The organism is Neorhizobium sp. NCHU2750, from assembly GCF_003597675.1.
GTDB lineage: Bacteria > Pseudomonadota > Alphaproteobacteria > Rhizobiales > Rhizobiaceae > Neorhizobium.
Map to the genome: position 1 here is coordinate 680986 of NZ_CP030828.1, position 15797 is coordinate 696782.

General features: G+C 60.2%; 15 protein-coding genes. 9 read left to right on the plus strand and 6 right to left on the minus strand.

Translation table 11 applies throughout. From position 1 onward, the window contains the following. Window positions 1–53: 53 nt before the first annotated feature. Window positions 54–674 carry a TetR family transcriptional regulator gene (locus NCHU2750_RS23805; protein WP_119944223.1) on the plus strand — a complete coding sequence of 207 codons (621 nt, stop codon included), beginning with the start codon at window positions 54–56 and terminating at the stop codon, window positions 672–674. Window positions 675–713: 39 nt separating this feature from the next. Here the strand turns inward: NCHU2750_RS23805 and NCHU2750_RS23810 are convergent, their stop codons facing one another. The 4 genes from NCHU2750_RS23810 to proV all read right to left on the minus strand — a co-directional run bounded on the left by NCHU2750_RS23810 (window position 714) and on the right by proV (window position 4201). Continuing rightward, complete coding sequence (locus tag NCHU2750_RS23810) at window positions 714–992, minus strand: helix-turn-helix domain-containing protein (RefSeq protein ID WP_119944224.1); 279 nt, start codon at window positions 990–992, stop codon at window positions 714–716. 60 nt (window positions 993–1052) lie between these two features. Beyond that, entirely contained in the window at window positions 1053–1961 is a 909-nt protein-coding gene (locus NCHU2750_RS23815) for a glycine betaine ABC transporter substrate-binding protein (RefSeq protein WP_119944225.1), read from the minus strand. Window positions 1962–2029: 68 nt separating this feature from the next. Then, window positions 2030–2911 (minus strand): ABC transporter permease, encoded by an 882-nt coding sequence (locus NCHU2750_RS23820; protein WP_119944226.1) that lies wholly within the window; start codon window positions 2909–2911, stop codon window positions 2030–2032. A gap of 57 nt (window positions 2912–2968) precedes the next feature. Beyond that, on the minus strand, window positions 2969–4201 hold the full coding sequence (gene proV, locus NCHU2750_RS23825) for a glycine betaine/L-proline ABC transporter ATP-binding protein ProV (protein ID WP_119944227.1): 1233 nt from the start codon (window positions 4199–4201) through the stop codon (window positions 2969–2971). A 563-nt stretch (window positions 4202–4764) separates the two neighbouring features. Between proV and NCHU2750_RS23830 the strand changes: the two genes are divergently transcribed. Genes NCHU2750_RS23830 through NCHU2750_RS23855 form a run of 6 tightly spaced genes read left to right on the plus strand, consistent with a single transcriptional unit; the run spans window position 4765 to window position 11981 of the window. Further along, on the plus strand, window positions 4765–5751 hold the full coding sequence (locus NCHU2750_RS23830) for a BMP family protein (RefSeq protein WP_119944228.1): 987 nt from the start codon (window positions 4765–4767) through the stop codon (window positions 5749–5751). Between the two features lie 3 nt (window positions 5752–5754). Next, window positions 5755–7158, plus strand: coding sequence for an amidase (locus tag NCHU2750_RS23835; RefSeq protein ID WP_119944229.1), 1404 nt, complete (start codon window positions 5755–5757; stop codon window positions 7156–7158). Then, window positions 7155–8687 carry an ABC transporter ATP-binding protein gene (locus NCHU2750_RS23840; RefSeq protein WP_119944230.1) on the plus strand — a complete coding sequence of 511 codons (1533 nt, stop codon included), beginning with the start codon at window positions 7155–7157 and terminating at the stop codon, window positions 8685–8687. Before NCHU2750_RS23835 ends, NCHU2750_RS23840 begins: the two co-directional genes overlap by 4 nt. Beyond that, a complete protein-coding gene (locus NCHU2750_RS23845) occupies window positions 8677–9726 on the plus strand; it encodes an ABC transporter permease (RefSeq protein WP_119944231.1) in 1050 nt (349 codons plus the stop codon). The genes NCHU2750_RS23840 and NCHU2750_RS23845 overlap by 11 nt, the downstream gene beginning before the upstream one ends. Further along, on the plus strand, window positions 9723–10667 hold the full coding sequence (locus NCHU2750_RS23850) for an ABC transporter permease (RefSeq protein WP_119944232.1): 945 nt from the start codon (window positions 9723–9725) through the stop codon (window positions 10665–10667). The genes NCHU2750_RS23845 and NCHU2750_RS23850 overlap by 4 nt, the downstream gene beginning before the upstream one ends. A 24-nt stretch (window positions 10668–10691) precedes the next feature. Beyond that, entirely contained in the window at window positions 10692–11981 is a 1290-nt protein-coding gene (locus NCHU2750_RS23855) for an amidohydrolase family protein (RefSeq protein WP_119944233.1), read from the plus strand. Here NCHU2750_RS23855 and ocd read toward each other — a convergent pair. Beyond that, entirely contained in the window at window positions 11978–13057 is a 1080-nt protein-coding gene (gene ocd / locus NCHU2750_RS23860) for an ornithine cyclodeaminase (RefSeq protein WP_119944234.1), read from the minus strand. The two genes, NCHU2750_RS23855 and ocd, sit on opposite strands and share 4 nt — an antisense overlap. Further along, window positions 13057–13977, minus strand: a complete 921-nt coding sequence (gene rocF, locus NCHU2750_RS23865) for an arginase (RefSeq protein WP_119944235.1) — start codon at window positions 13975–13977, stop codon at window positions 13057–13059. The genes ocd and rocF overlap by 1 nt, the downstream gene beginning before the upstream one ends. A 116-nt stretch (window positions 13978–14093) precedes the next feature. On the opposite strand from rocF, the gene NCHU2750_RS23870 reads away from it, so the two are divergent. Then, complete coding sequence (locus tag NCHU2750_RS23870) at window positions 14094–14531, plus strand: Lrp/AsnC family transcriptional regulator (RefSeq protein ID WP_119944236.1); 438 nt, start codon at window positions 14094–14096, stop codon at window positions 14529–14531. A gap of 91 nt (window positions 14532–14622) precedes the next feature. Continuing rightward, the gene (locus NCHU2750_RS23875) at window positions 14623–15792 is read left to right on the plus strand and encodes a pyridoxal phosphate-dependent aminotransferase (RefSeq protein ID WP_119944237.1); all 1170 of its coding nucleotides are present in this window, start codon (window positions 14623–14625) and stop codon (window positions 15790–15792) included. Window positions 15793–15797 lie beyond the last annotated feature (5 nt).

A 15797-nucleotide genomic window follows, 5' to 3' on the forward strand; every position in this document is an offset into this window, starting at 1 on the left:
CATTATTCCGCCTGGGGTTGGGGGCACCGCAGGCTGGATAAGAAGGAGGAGGCATGAGACGTACCAAGGCCGAAGCGGCGGAAACGCGGTGTTCCATTCTGTCCGCGGCAGAGCAGCTGTTTTTCGAAAAGGGCGTGGCCAACAGTCCGCTCGATGAGATCGCCAATGTCGCAGGTGTTACCCGTGGCGCGATTTACTGGCATTTTGAAAGCAAGAGCGAGTTATTCCTCGAACTCTACAACGCAGCCCAATTGCCCCGGGTCAATATGGCGGACATCGATGATCCGCTCGATGTGGGCGAAGATCCTTTCGCCAGGGTGGAGAAGATGGCGTGCGACTGGCTGGACATGCTCGTCACTGACGATCACCGCCAACGCCTCATCTCAATCCTGCTCAGAACCAATTTTACCGAGGAATTCGAACCCGTACGACAAGCGCTTGAGGCGCTCGATCGCGAGCATACGCTTCATCTTGAAGCTTCTCTGGCGCGCGTTGCGCGGCTGGGGGCTCTTGCGGATGGCTGGACGCCTCAATCTGCCAGCAAGGCATTCAAATGGATGATGAAAGGTATCTGCTGGGACTGGCTGCTTTTCGGCCAGAAATTCGACCTGGTCGCCGAAGGGAGCGACAAGGTCAGGCGAATGCTCTCGAGCTTCCGCGACGGGCAAGCTTGAATGTAACGCAATGGCAATCAAGTCGAATGATTGCGCGTGTCATCGGTTTTCCGCCGAGCGGCTGTGCCACTGCGGGCCGCTGCCCCTCCCGCTCAAGAGCCATGTTACGCTCACCTGAAGCAGTCCTGCCATCATGTCAATGCGGCTTGCACGCGGCTCGTCCCTGTCGTTTTCCCAGGCCGACCATGTGTCCGGTTGGACGCCGAGGACCTTTGCCGCTTCATCTATGGTAATGTCGCGGGCATCACGCGCAAGCGATATGCGGCCGCCCAACGTATCGTCCACCCCGTAGAACGGCTCGAACTTTCTATTGCTCATCAAGGTTATCCCCTTAGCCAATGATGCCGCCGCCTTCACGGGCGGCGGCACATTAACCTCTTAGCCTTCGTCACCGACCCAGGCTTTGATCTGGTCCGGATGATCCTTGATGTATTTGTCGATCGCCTTGTCATAAGATGTCTGCTGGGCGTCGAACATCGCGGCTTCCAGGTCAGACAGCGGCAGCTTCATGCGCGACAGGAAGGCGGCGACCTTCGGGTTGTCGGTCTTGAAGTCCTTGCGGGCCAGGATGTCGACATGTTCGGCTTCACCGAGCGACTTCTTCGGGTCGGCGATGTAGCGTAGCTTGTACTTGCCGAACATCCAGTGCGGGCTCCACGAGGTGGCGACGAACCATTTCTTCCCGCGCTCGGCCCGATCTACCGTCGTCAACATGCCGGCCTCGCTGGAGATCTGCAGCTTGTAAACATCAAGGCCGTAGTCCTTCAGAGCCTGCTGCGACAAACGCGTCAGGCCGGCGCCAGGATCGATGCCCTGCACGGTGCCAGATAGCTTCTTTTGAACCTCGGGCTTCTTCAAGTCCTCGATCGAGGCAATCTCGCTTTCGGGAATATAGTCGGGAACGATCCAGCCGAGCTTGGCGCCATCGTAGATGGTTCCGAGTGTCTCGACCTTGTCCTTCACCTTGGCGAAATAGTCGGCATGGGTGGCCGGCAGCCAGGCCATCATCATTGCGTCGAGATCACCACGGCTGACGCCCTGATAAAGCGGGGCTACATCGGTCTGCACCAGTTCTACCTTGGTGTCGAGCTTGTCTGTGATCAGTTTTGCCGCAAGTTTGGTGACGAATTCGGCGTCCGACCATGCGGCCCAGCCGATCTTCACCGGCTTGGCATCCGCAGCCATGGTTGGCAAGGCGGAGCCGGCGAAGAGGGCCGTGGCCAAGCCCAGAGTGGCGGTCAGTGTGGCGCGGCGGGTCAGGCCGGTGGTCGAGAAAGTCTTCAGCATTCCTGCTCCTTTTGGGAGGTTGGGGATCGACGGGTTCAGCGCCCGCCATGGGTGGCGTAAGGGCTGGCTCAGGCGGTTGCCGTTGCTAGTTCCTCGCGCTCATTCTTCCTGAAAAGTACCGACCAGAAGGCGGCGCGGGGCTTTCCGAGGCTTTGGGTCAGTCGATCGAGAATGACCGCCAGGATGACGACGGCGAGGCCGCCTTCGAAACCGGTGCCGACATCGAGACGTTGGATACCGGTTAGAACCGTGTTGCCGATGCCGCCGGCACCGATCATCGAGGCAATTACGACCATCGAAAGGGACAGCATGATCGTCTGATTGATGCCGGCCATGATGGAGGGCATGGCGTTGGGTAGCTGCACCTTGAAGAGCAGTTGGGCCGACGTGCAGCCAAACGCGTTGCCTGCCTCGATGAATTCCGCATGCACCTGGCGGATGCCGAGATTGGTGAGACGAACGACCGGCGGCATGGCAAAGATGACGGTCGCGATCGCACCCGGAACAGCGCCAAGCCCGAAGAACATGGCGGCTGGTATGAGGTAGACGAAGGCCGGCATGGTCTGCATCAGGTCAAGGATCGGCCGTACGATGGCGGCAATCGAATCCCGCCGCGCCATGGCGATGCCGAGCGGCAGGCCGATGACCATCGCCATGAGCGTCGAGGCGATCACCAGCGACAGGGTCTGCATCATGTCACCCCACAGGCCCATATGGTTGACGAGCCAGAGGGATGCGGCCGTCAGCACGCCGAATCCGAGCCCTACGCGCCAAAGCGAAAGAGCAACGAAGATGGCAATACCCAATGGCATCGGGACCGCTGCCAGCGCATCCTGAATGGAGCCGGTAACGAAGCCGATAACGGCGGCGATGACGTCGAGTGCGGGCGAAAAATTGTCAAGAACGTAGTTGACGGCGGCGTCGATGCCGTCACCGATATCGAAATTCATGATCTGTCTCCGGTGGTTGGCCGGTTATTTGGAGAGGCTCAGGATACTGCGTCGGGATCAGCTGGCGCGGTCGAGCGTTTCGAGAAGCGTCGATTTGCTGATGGAGCCGAGATAGCGTTTGCTCTCGTCGATGACGGGAACCGGCCATGGGCTGGCGGCCACCTTGCCAAGCACATTCGACAGAGGCTCATCGGCCGGGATCGGCTCGATGTCCGGCAGGAAGGCGCCGCGATAGGGATCGGCAGCCTTGCTGCGGATCTTGTCGACGAGGGAGGTCTGGCTGACCACGCCATGATAGGTCTTGTCGCGGCCGAGAATGATCGCGTATTCGCGGTCAAAGTTCTTCATCCGCTCCAGCGCCGCCGCCGCGGTCGTGCCCTGTCGCTCGATGATGGTGATCTGCGTCTTGCGCGCGACATCTCCGGCCTTAAAGACCTGGCTGACGTCGACATTGCGGAAGAAGGAGCGGACGTAGTCATTGGCGGGGCTCATGACGATCTCGTCCGGGGTGCCGACCTGAATGACATTGCCGTTTTGCATGATGCAGATCCGGTCGCCGATCCGCATGGCCTCATCGAGGTCGTGGCTGACGAAGACGATGGTACGGCTCTGCTCGGCCTGCAGGCGGACAAGTTCGTCCTGCATTTCGGTACGGATCAGCGGGTCGAGCGCCGAAAAGGCTTCGTCCATCAGCAGAATGGTTGGCTCGCTGGCTAGCGCGCGGGCAAGGCCGACGCGCTGCTTCATGCCGCCGGATAGCTGGTCGGGCATGCTGTCGGCATAGCCGTCGAGACCAACTGCTTTCAGTGCCGCGAGCGCCTTGGTCTTGCGTTCCGCCTCACTGATTCCGGCCACTTCCAGCCCGAAGGCTGCATTGTTCAAAACCGTGCGGTTGGGCAGAAGCGCGAAGGACTGGAACACCATGCTGATGTCGCGGCGGCGAACGTCGATGAGCTCGCGACGGGACATCGTGGTGATATCGCGGCCATCGATCTCGATCGATCCGGAGGTTGGTTCGATGAGCCGGTTCAACAGGCGAAGAAGTGTGGATTTCCCCGAGCCTGAAAGGCCCATGATGACGAAGATCTCGCCGGCCTTGATGTCGAAGCTCGCATCGTTGACGCCGACCGAGCATCCGGTGGCAGCGTGGATTTCAGATTTCGTCTTTCCGGCACGGATCATGTCCAGAGCCTTGTCGGGCCGCTCACCGAAAATCTTGTAGACGTTCTTGAGACTGATCTTGGTCGAAGTCGGTTCTGCCGACGCGGCGGTTTCAGTTGCAAAAGCCATTCAATCCTGGGCCCGTACTCGATAGTACGGACATTCTCCTTCTGTGATGTCCTGAAAATGGCGCCTGTATTATCCGGCGCCAAAGGATATCTATAAAATAACATGCGAAAATTACAGTATTTCCGCTGTGGGTGCGCATCATTCTCAGTGAAGTCCAGATATCAGAGAATATGCGTCAAGCAGTAGGGGTCTTTTGGTCGCAATCCGTAGCCAGATTTGCGCCCTGATCGCCCGATATGCGCGAAAGTTAGGGTCGGGCGGCCACAATGTCCATAAAAAAATCCAATTTCTATTGATCACCGGCTGTCGCGTTCGCGGTTTATATATACATTTAACGCCGCGTTTGCAGTGTGTTCGGCCCTGTATGTGGAAGCCTGTCGTCAGTGATCACGAAGGCGTGATCTGGTGCGTCTGGCTTTCGTTTTCTATGGCCAACAGGTGGCTGAAGGCTGCCGTTTTTCGGTGTAAAATCGACAATGCTTATTTTCTAGGCGCGTCAGTCGCTTGACACGCTTTTGGGCGCTGCCTACAGAATTGACCAATTGGTAAAGAGGGGATTTTCCATGACAAATGACTTCAGCTTGTCTCGCCGCACACTGATCGCTTCCGCTGCTGCCTTTAGTGCAAGTGCCTTCATTCCGGCGGCCCGCGCCGCGGCCCCGCTGAAGGTCGCCGGCATCCATGCGTCCCCGGTCGAAAACGCCTGGAACTCGGTTCTGCATGCCGCCTTGCAGCAGGCTGCCAAGGAAGGCGTCATCGAATATGTCTTCTCCGAAGGCGTTTCGGGTACCGACTATGGCCGCGCCATGCGCGAATATGCCGAACAGGGCAACAAGCTCATCATCGGCGAGGCCTATGCTGTCGAAAACGAGGCGCGCGAAGTCGCCACCGAATACCCGGACACGGCATTCGTGCTGGGCTCCAGCGGTAAACAAGCCGGCGACAATTTCGGCGTCTTCGGAACCTGGAACCATGATGGTGCTTATCTGGCCGGCATGCTGGCCGGCAAGATGACCAAGAGCAACGTCGTCGGTTCGGTCGGCGCCATGCCGATCCCGGAAGTCAACATGCTGATCAATGCCTTCGGCGAAGGCGTGAAGGCGGTCAATCCGGATGCGAAGCTGCTCGTCTCGTTCATCGGCACCTTCTTCGATCCGCCGAAGGCACGCGAAGCCGGTCTTGCCCAGATCGATGCGGGCGCGGATATCCTGTTCGGCGAACGCATCGGCACGGCTGATGCCGCCAAAGAGCGCGGCATCAAGGCTGTCGGCTCGCTGATCGATTATACGCCACGCTATCCCAACACGGTATTTGCCAACGCACTCTGGGGCTTCCGTCCGATCCTCAATGCTGCGATCGCCGATGTGAACGCCGGCAAGCCGGTCGGCAAGGACTACACGGCTTTCGGTCTTCTGAAGGAAGGCGGCAGCGATATCTCCTACACCAAGGGTGTGGCTCCGGCCGATGCGGAGACTGCGATGGAGGCAAAGCGCGCCGAGATCAAGGCCGGCACGTTCGAAGTTCCGCGCAACATGAACGAGCCGAAGTAAGCCGTGCAGGCCGACGCGACAGCTCTTGCCGAAGCGATCGGCCGTGGAAAATTGACGGCGCGGCAGGCGATGGAAAGATCGCTTGCCGCCGCCGAAAAACATCAGGCGCTCGGCGCCATATGTCATCTCGATGCCGAACAGGGGCTGGCTTCGGCCGAGGCCTTTGATGCCCTGCCGGCCGAGCAGCGCAAATCCATGCCGTTCGGCGGCGTCCCGACGCTTGCCAAGGATCTCGGTGGGCCGTTCCGAGGCTTTCCTGTCGCGGCCGGATCGAAATCTCTTTTGCGGCAGGACGGTCGGGCCGATTCCGATCTCGCTGCCCGGTTTCGAAGTGCTGGGTTTTGTCTGTTCGGCATCACCACGACCCCGGAATTCGGTCTGTCCCTGGCGAGCGAGCCGGCGATTGGCCCGATATCGCGCAATCCGCTCGATCCTATCTTGACCTCCGGCGGATCTTCCGGTGGTGCCGCTGCCGCGGTTGCTGCGGGGATTGTATCGATCGCCCATGCTACGGATGCTGGCGGCTCGATCCGTGTTCCGGCGGCTTGCTGTGGTCTTGTCGGATTGAAGCCCGGACGAGGGGCGATGGCTGCCGGACCGCTTTTCACCAATCATCTCGGTGGAATTGCCAGCGAACTCGCCGTCTGCCGATCAGTACGGGATGCGGAACTGGCATTCTCGGCTTTGTCCGGCTCCACATCCGGGCCCTATCCACCTGTCGAACAGGCGAGCATGCCGTCCGGAAAGCTTCGGATCGGATTGCTGGCCGATCTTGGATCGGATTTTGCGATCGAGCCCGTTCGTGCCGAAGCTGTGGAGGAGGCAGCACGTGCCTTGGAGGCGGAAGGGCATGAGATCGTTTCGCTGAACTGGGACGATATCCGTGCGGTCGTCGAAGCGTCGGGCAAGGCGTTTCGCGATGTGATTGCCATCAATCTTGCAAGTCTGGCGAAACTGCCCGGCATCGATCCGTCCTGCTGGGAGCCGATGACACAGGCAGTTGCCGAAGAGGGTGGCCGGATGAGCGGCGTTGCGGTTTGGGATCTGGTGCAGGCCATCGTCTATGTCGGCCGCGATCTCCATGCGCTGTTTAATCGCTTTGACTGCTTGCTGACACCGATGCTGGCGTCTGCCCCAAGGTCGATTGGATCTTTCCCCAGTGATCACCGCGATACCGACCTGCATTTTGCCCGCATGGGTTCTTTTGCACCGCTTGCATCGATTGCCAACATCTCTGGCTTTCCTGCGATAACCCTACCTTTCGGGGTGGATAAGAGGGGGCTGCCCTTGCCGGTGCAGATGATAGCTCCTATGGGGCATGAGGCGCTGCTTCTGGCCCTTGCCGCAAGGCTTGAGGGTGAGGAGCGCTGGTCGCACCGTTTCCCTATCGCAGGTCTCGACCGATGACGGACACCGTTCTCGACATCAAAAATGTCAGCAAACGTTTTGGCGACAACCTCGCCAATGACGATATTTCGCTGTCGCTGGCGAAGGGAGAGATCGTCGCCTTGCTCGGTGAAAACGGCGCCGGCAAGACGACGCTGATGAGTATTCTCTTCGGCCATTATGTGCCGGATACGGGTTCCGTTTCGGTTATGGGGCAGACGCTGGCGCCAGGTAAGCCGCGCGTCGCGATCCGCGCTGGTGTCGGCATGGTGCACCAGCATTTTTCGCTGGCGCCGAACCTCACCGTGCTTGAAAACGTCATGACCGGAACGGAAAGTCTTTGGTCTCTCGGTTCCAATGTATCGGCCGGGCGGAAAAAGCTTATCGAGATTTCCGGGCGTTTCGGCCTGAAGGTCGATCCGGATGCGCGGCTCGGCGATCTTTCGGTCGGCGAGCAGCAGCGGGTGGAAATCCTGAAGGCGCTTTATAATGATGCGCGCATTCTGGTGCTTGATGAGCCGACGGCGGTCCTGACCAAGCTCGAAGCCGAGACGCTGTTTTCGACCTTGAAGGACATGGCGCAGCAAGGCCTGTCGCTGATCTTCATTTCCCATAAGCTGGATGAGGTAATGGCGACCGCCGACCGCATAGTCGTGCTGCGCGGCGGCAGACAAGTCGCCGAACGCAAGGTGGCCGATACAAGCAAGGCCGAACTTGCCGAACTGATGGTCGGCCGCAAGGTGACGCGGCCGGTGCGGGAGGTTTCAACGCCGGGAGAGATCGTGCTGGAAGCCGCCGGTATTAGCGTGCGTTCGGGCGGCGTGGACCGGCTGAAATCCGTCGATTTCCAGCTGAGGGCCGGCGAGGTGCTCGGTATTATCGGTGTTTCCGGCAACGGGCAGGCGGTGCTGGCTCAGCTTTTGAGTGGCACGATCGGCCGCAGCGCCGGCGATCTGGTTCTGTTCGGCAAGGGTGTCGGCGATTTGACCGTGGCGGATGCCGTGTCTTCTGGTATCGGGCGCATTCCCGAGGATCGCAACCGCGACGGCGCCATTGGCGAGATGGCGATCTGGGAAAATGCGATCCTGGAACGGTTGCCGGAGTTTTCCAAGGCTGGACTTGTCGACCGCAAGGCGGGCATCGCCTTTGCGACAAGGATCATCGAAGGTTTTGATGTGCGCGGTGGAACGCCGACCAGCCGTATCCGGCTGCTTTCCGGCGGCAACATGCAGAAGCTGATCCTCGGCCGCAACCTGATTGAACACCCGAAAATCCTGCTCGCGGCGCAGCCTGCGCGCGGACTGGACGAGGGTGCTGTCGCGGCGGTGCATGAACGTATTCTCGATGCGCGCAAAGCCGGCACCGCCGTGCTGCTGATTTCCGAGGATCTCGATGAGGTGATGGCGTTGGCCGATCGCATCCAGGCGATCGTCGGCGGACGGCTGTCGCCCTCCGTCAATGCCTCGGATGTCGCTGCACAAAGGCTCGGCCTGATGATGGCCGGGGAATGGAATATGCTGGGGATGAAGGACGCGACCGATGCGGTTTGAGAGGCGCGAACATCGCTCGACACTGCTGGTGATTGCCACTCCGATCCTTGCTGTCATCGCAGCCCTTGCTATTGCCGGTGTGCTGATCGCGCTTGCCGGTGCACCGGTGTTCCAGGCCTATTGGAAGATTCTGACCAGCGCCTTCGGCTCGCGCCTTTCGGCGACCGAAACATTGACCCGCGCCTCGCCGCTGATCCTGACCGGGCTGGCAGCAGCCGTGGCCTTCAGGGCGCGGCTCTGGAATATCGGCGCAGAAGGGCAGTTCTATCTCGGCGCGATTGCCTCGGCTGCCGCGAGCGCCCATCTTCTCGCAGGGCTGCCATCGCTGTTGCAAATCCCGCTTCTCTTCATCGTCGGTGCATTTGCCGGCATGATCCTGCTGCTTGTGCCTCTATGGCTGCGTCTGCGCTTTTCCGTCGATGAAGTGGTGACGACGCTGCTTCTGAATTTCGTCGCACTGCTCTTCGTCTCGATGTTGATCGATGGCGTGCTGAAGGATCCGGCAGCCTTCGGCTGGCCGCAGTCGGAAGCGGTGGATGCAGCCGCCCGGCTGCCAAAGCTGCTTGCCCGTTCGCGGCTTCATATCGGGCTGGTGATTGCTGTCGTGATCGCCCTCGTGATCCATTTCGTCCAGACACGCACCGTCTTCGGCGTACAGTCTCGCGCTGCCGGTCTGAACCCCTCCGGTGCGATATTCGCCGGTGTGCCGCTCGGCCGCACGCTGGTCATCGTCGCGATGATGTCCGGTGGTCTGGCTGGCCTTGCCGGCACGATCGAGGTTCTGGGCGTCAAGGGTTATGTCACGACCGATCTTTCGCCGGGCTATGGTTATTCCGGCATCGTCGTTGCCATGCTCGCCAACTTGAACCCGCTCGGGGTCGTGCTGGCGGCGCTGTTTACAGCGACAATGTTCGTCGGTGCGGACGGGATGAGCCGCAGCATGGGCATCCCGACCTATATTGCCGACGTGACGGTGGCGCTGTCGCTGCTATCCATGCTGGTCGCGGTGTTCTTCACACAATACAGGATACGCCGATGAGCGCGCTTTTCGATATCCTCGCCTCTGCCGGCCTTTGGGCTGCCGTGCTGCGTATCGCAACACCGCTGATCCTGGGCACGCTCGGGGCGCTGCTTTCGGAGCGTGCCGGTGTCTTGAACCTCGGCATCGAAGGGATCATGACCTTCGGTGCGATGGCTGGATGGCTTGCTGTCTATAATGGCGCAGACCTGTGGCTGGGGCTGCTGGTGGCGGCCCTTTGCGGCGCGGTGTTCGGCCTGCTGCATTCGGTGCTGACGGTAACGCTCGGCCTGTCGCAGCATGTTTCGGGTCTCGGCGTGACCCTGTTTGCCTCGAGCTTTTCCTATTACCTCTTCCGGCTGATGGTGCCGGTTGCCGGCACGCCGCCGACGATCGTTCCGTTCCAGCCGCTCGATATTCCAGGCCTTTCGTCGCTGCCCTTTGTCGGGCCGGCCTTCTTTACCCAGACGGCACCGACCTATCTGGCCATCGGGCTCGCCATCGCGCTTGCCTATCTGATTGCCCGCACGCCGGTGGGGCTCGCGATCCGCATGACGGGAGAGAACCCGCATGCGGCCGACGCACAGGGCTTGAACCCTTTGGCAATCCGCTATGCTGCTGTGATCGCGGGCAGTGCCCTGATGGCTGTCGGCGGGGCCTTCCTGACGCTCTCTGCGTTCAATAGTTTCTTCCCGACCATGGTGCAGGGGCGCGGCTGGATCTGCATCGCGCTTGTCGTCTTCGCCTCGTGGAAGCCGGAGCGGGCGCTGCTCGGCGCGATATTGTTTGCTCTGTTCGATGCCTTCCAGCTTCGATTGCAGACGGTCCTGAACGGTGTCGTGCCCTACCAGATTTTCCTGATGATCCCCTATCTGCTGTCGATCGTGGCGCTTGCCGTCATGGCGCGGCGCGCCCGTGTGCCACAGGCGCTGATGCAGCCCTACAGGCGCGGCGAGCGCTGACGATTTAATTCCGAGGAGTTTTTCATGTTCGATCTCATCATCAGACAAGCCAATCTGCCGGATGGCCGCAAGGGCGTCGATATCGCCGTTTCGGGGGGCAAGATCGCCGCGATCGAGGCTAATATTGCAGGCGAAGCGCGTGAAACGATCGATGCTACGAACCGGCTGGTCAGCACCTCCTTCGTCGATCCGCATTTCCACATGGACGCAACCCTGTCGCTCGGCCTGCCACGGATGAATGTTTCCGGTACGCTGCTGGAAGGCATCGCGCTCTGGGGCGAGCTTCGACCATTGCTGACGAAGGAAGCGCTGGTCGAGCGGGCGCTTGCCTACTGCGATCTCGCCGTCTCTCAGGGGCTTCTGCATATCCGCACGCATGTCGACACTTCTGATCCACGGCTGGTGACGGCGGAGGCCATGCTGGAAGTGAAGAAGCGCGTTGCGCCCTATATCGACCTGCAGCTCGTCGCCTTCCCGCAGGACGGTTATTATCGTGCAGCCGATGGTGTGAAGTCTCTGGAACGGGCGCTCGACATGGGCGTCGATATCGTCGGCGGCATCCCGCATTTCGAGCGGACCATGCAGGACGGCGCCGCTTCGGTGGAAGCGCTTTGCCGTATCGCGGCCGATCGCGGCCTTCCGGTCGACATGCATTGCGACGAGACGGATGATCCGATGTCTCGCCATATCGAGACGCTCTCAGCCCAGACCGTGCGTTTCGGCCTGCAGGGCCGGGTTGCCGGTTCGCACCTGACCTCGATGCATTCAATGGACAATTACTACGTCTCGAAGCTGATCCCGCTGATGGCGGAAGCTCAGATCAACGTCATCCCCAACCCGCTGATCAACATCATGCTGCAGGGTCGTCACGACACCTATCCGAAACGGCGTGGGATGACGCGGGTGCGCGAGCTGATGGCGGCGGGCCTCAACGTCTCCTTCGGCCATGACTGTGTGATGGATCCCTGGTACTCGATGGGTTCAGGTGACATGCTGGAAGTCGGCCACATGGCGATCCATGTGGCGCAGATGTCCGGCGTCGAGGATAAGAAGAAAATCTTCGACGCGCTGACCGTCAATTCAGCAAGGACGATGGGGCTGGAAAATTACGGCCTATCGGTCGGCTGCAATGCCGATCTCGTCATGCTGCAGGCCGAAGACGTGCTCGAAGCGCTGAGGTTGAAGCCGACACGGCTTGCCGTGATCCGTCGCGGCAAGGTGATCGCCCGCACCGAGCCGAAGATTTCGCATCTTCAGCTCGATGGCCGGCCAGGTGAGATCGATATGGGCCGCAACCCGACCAATCGGGGTTAAGCGGTAACCGCTTTCGGTGAATTCTGCGCTGCTGCCTGCCGGCGCAGCAGCATGCCGAAAAGGTCGCGCGGCTCGTCGGGGTCCGCCAGGAGATCGAGCTTTTCGAAACGGGTGCTGTCCTTCAGCTTGTCATAGACATAACGCAGAGCGGAAAAGTCTTCTGTGGCGAAACCGACGCTGTCGAACAGGGTGATCTGCGTATCGCTCTCGCGGCCGGTCGCCTGGCCGGTGATGACCTTCCACAGTTCTGTCACCGGATGATCGGGGGCGAGCTGTTGAATTTCGCCTTCGACCCGGGTCTGAGGCGGATATTCGACGAAGATCGACGAACGAAGCAGGATGTCGCGATGAAGCTCGGTCTTGCCCGGGCAATCGCCGCCGACGGCGTTGATATGCACGCCGGGGCCGATCATGTTGTCGCTGAGAATGGTTGCATTCTGTTTGTCGGCTGTGACGGTGGTGATGATTTGCGCACCCTCGACCGCTTCTTCGGCAGAACGGCAGGCGGTGATGCAGAGGCCGAGATGCGAGAGGTTGCGGCGGCAGCGCTCCGTGGCGGCCGGGTCGATATCGTAGAGGCGCAGGTTCTCGATGCCGAGAAGCGAGCGGAAGGCCAGTGCCTGGAATTCGCTCTGGGCGCCGTTGCCGATCAGCGCCATGGTCTTCGCACCCTTTGGTGCCAGATGCTTTGCTGCGACCGCCGAAGTGGCGGCGGTCCGTAGCGCCGTGAGGATCGTCATTTCCGACAGGAGCAGCGGATAGCCGCTATCGACATCCGAAAGCACACCGAAGGCGGTCACCGTCTGGCGACCGCTTTTCGTGTTTTTCGGATGACCGTTGACGTATTTGAAAGCGTAGAGTTTTCCGTCGCTTGCCGGCATGAGTTCGATCACGCCATCACGCGAATGAGAGGCTATGCGGGCGACCTTATCGAACAGATCCCAACGGCGGAAATCCTCTTCCACATAGGCGGCGAGTTCTTTCAGAAAAATCTCAGTGCCGGTTGAAAGCACAAGATCCATCATGTTCTCGACACTGACGAAGGGGACGATGTTGAGGTTCTGTTCGGCCGGCATCAATAGCTCCTTGTCGGTCGGTCGAGGACCTTGCGGCCCATCAGGCTGGCGGTGAGATCGACGAGAAGCGTCGCGGTGCGACCGCGCTCGTCGAGGAAAGGATTGAGCTCGACCAGATCGAGGCTGGTGACGAGGCCGCTGTCATGCAGCATTTCCATGACCAGATGCGCCTCGCGGAAGGTCGCGCCTCCCGGAACCGTGGTGCCGACTGCCGGAGCAATCGATGGATCGAGGAAATCGACGTCGAGGCTGACATGCAGCATGCCGTTTGCGGCATGAACTCGTTCAAGGAACTGCCGGACAAGAACGGCGACGCCATGTTCATCGATCGTGCGCATGTCGTGAACGGTGACCGCACTTTCGCTCAAGGCCGCGCGCTCGGCCGGATCGACGCTGCGGATGCCGATCATGCAGACATTGGCCGGATCAACCGGATGGGAAAGCTGCGGCATGTAACCGTCGAAACCGGGACGGCCCGTGTAATAGGCGGCTGGCAGGCCATGAAGATTGCCGCTCTTCGTCGAATCGAGCGTGTGGAAATCCGTATGGGCATCGAGCCAGAGCACGAAGAGCGGACGGCCTTTCTCCGCAGCCCGCCTGGAGATGCCGGCGACGGTGCCGGCCGAAAGCGCATGGTCGCCGCCCATGAAGATCGGCATGCCTGCGCCACTTTCGCGATAAGCAACTTCGGTTAGCAGCTTTGTCCAGGCGGCGATCTCCGGCAGATTGCGTACGGAGGGATTCGGATGGCGCACATCCGGCAGGGCGCTGATCGTCACATTGCCGATATCGGTTACGTCGTGACCAAGTTCCTCCAGCGCGCCTTTCAGGTCTGCGACCCTAAGGGCGCTCGGACCCATTTCGCAGCCAAGCTGCGATGCTCCATCCTGAAGCGGGATGCCGATCAATCTGCAATGCATGTGTTCACTCCATTTGCGTGAAAAAGATCATGGTTGTCTGGCGGATTGAATAGATCGATTTGCCAAAAGTGACAAAATGGCTTTTCATTTTGGTGGCATGATTTATCAATGTGACCATGGATGAATTCGACCACAAGCTGGTGACGCTTTTGCGTCACGATGCGCGGCGCAGCATATCGGACCTTGCGGCAGACCTCGGTACATCGCGGGCGACGGTCCGTGCGCGGATGGAAAAGCTCGAGAAGAACGGCGACGTGCTGGGTTACACGGTCATCCTCAGGGCCGATGCGGTGGAACTCCCCGTGCGTGGAATCATGATGGTGGAAATCGAGGGGCGCGTGGCAGACCGGGTGATCCAGACGCTTGGCGGGTTTCCGGAAATTTCCGAGATCCACACGACCAATGGTCGCTGGGATCTTGTCGTCGAACTGGGCACCGCGACGCTCGCCGATTTCGATAACGTGCTGCGCCGTATCCGTCTGGTGCAGGGGATTACCGCCAGCGAAACCAACCTGCTGCTGGCCACACCGCGTAGCACCAAGGCAAGGCTCTGAGCATTTTAGATATGACCCGTTGACGGCCACAATTGACGCGCTTAGTCCTTTCGCCCTGCAATTTGATTTTCTTCAAGCCGAGACACCCATCATGACCTTTATCAGACCGGATATCAGCGCCCGCGCTGCGGCTGCGCCGCGCAGCGGCATTGGTGAAATCGTGGCCTATGCCAGAGGCCGCGACAATCTGCTGCCGCTCTGGATCGGGGAGGGCGATCTGCCGACGCCGGACTTCATCACCAAGGTTGCCGGAGAGGCGCTGGCTGCGGGCGAAACCTTCTACACCTGGACGCAGGGTATTCCCGAGCTCCGGCAGGCGATCGTGCGCTATTATGAGCGCCACTACGGCAACGCACTGTCGGTCGACAACATCTATGTGACCGGATCGGGAATGCAGTCGATCGTGCTGGCATTGCAGGCAACCGTGAATGCCGGTGACGAGATCATCTATTTCTCACCCTCCTGGCCGAATGCGATGAACGCGGCACTGGTTGCCGATGTGAAACCGAAACCGGTAACGCTCGATTTCGTCGATGGGCAGTGGAAGATCGATATCGATCGCCTGGCCTCCTCGATCACGCCGAAGACGAAGGCGTTGTTCATCAACTCCCCCTCGAACCCGACCGGCTGGACTGCGACGAAAGAAGATCTGGCGGCCATGCTGGATCTCGCCCGCAAGCACGGCCTCTGGATCATCGCGGACGAGATCTACGGCCTCTATCATTTCGAAGGTGGACGCGCGCCGTCCTTCATGGACATCATGGATCCCGAGGACCGGATCATCTTTGCCCAGTCCTTTTCGAAGAACTGGTGCATGACCGGATGGCGTGTCGGCTGGATGGTGGCGCCAGCGGAAATCGGCCAGACGCTGACCAATCTCATCCAGTATTCCACCTCCGGCGTGGCCCAGTTCATGCAGAAGGGCGCGATCGCGGCACTCGACCATGGCGATGATTTCATTCGAACCAACGTCGAGCGGGCGCGAACCTCCCGCGACATTCTCTGCGATGCGCTGGTCGCCACGAACAGGGTCGAGACTCGCAGGCCGCCGGGCGCGCTCTATGCCTTCCTGAAAATAGACGGCGTCACCGATGCGCGTGCGGAGGCGTTCAAGATCGTCGATGCGACGGGTGTCGGCCTAGCACCGGGCACGGCGTTCGGGCCGGGCGGGGAAACCTTCATGCGCGCCTGCTATCTGCGTGATCCGAAGCAGATCGAGGACGCAGCCGAGCGGCTGAGCAACTATATCCGCGCTCGCTGACTGAG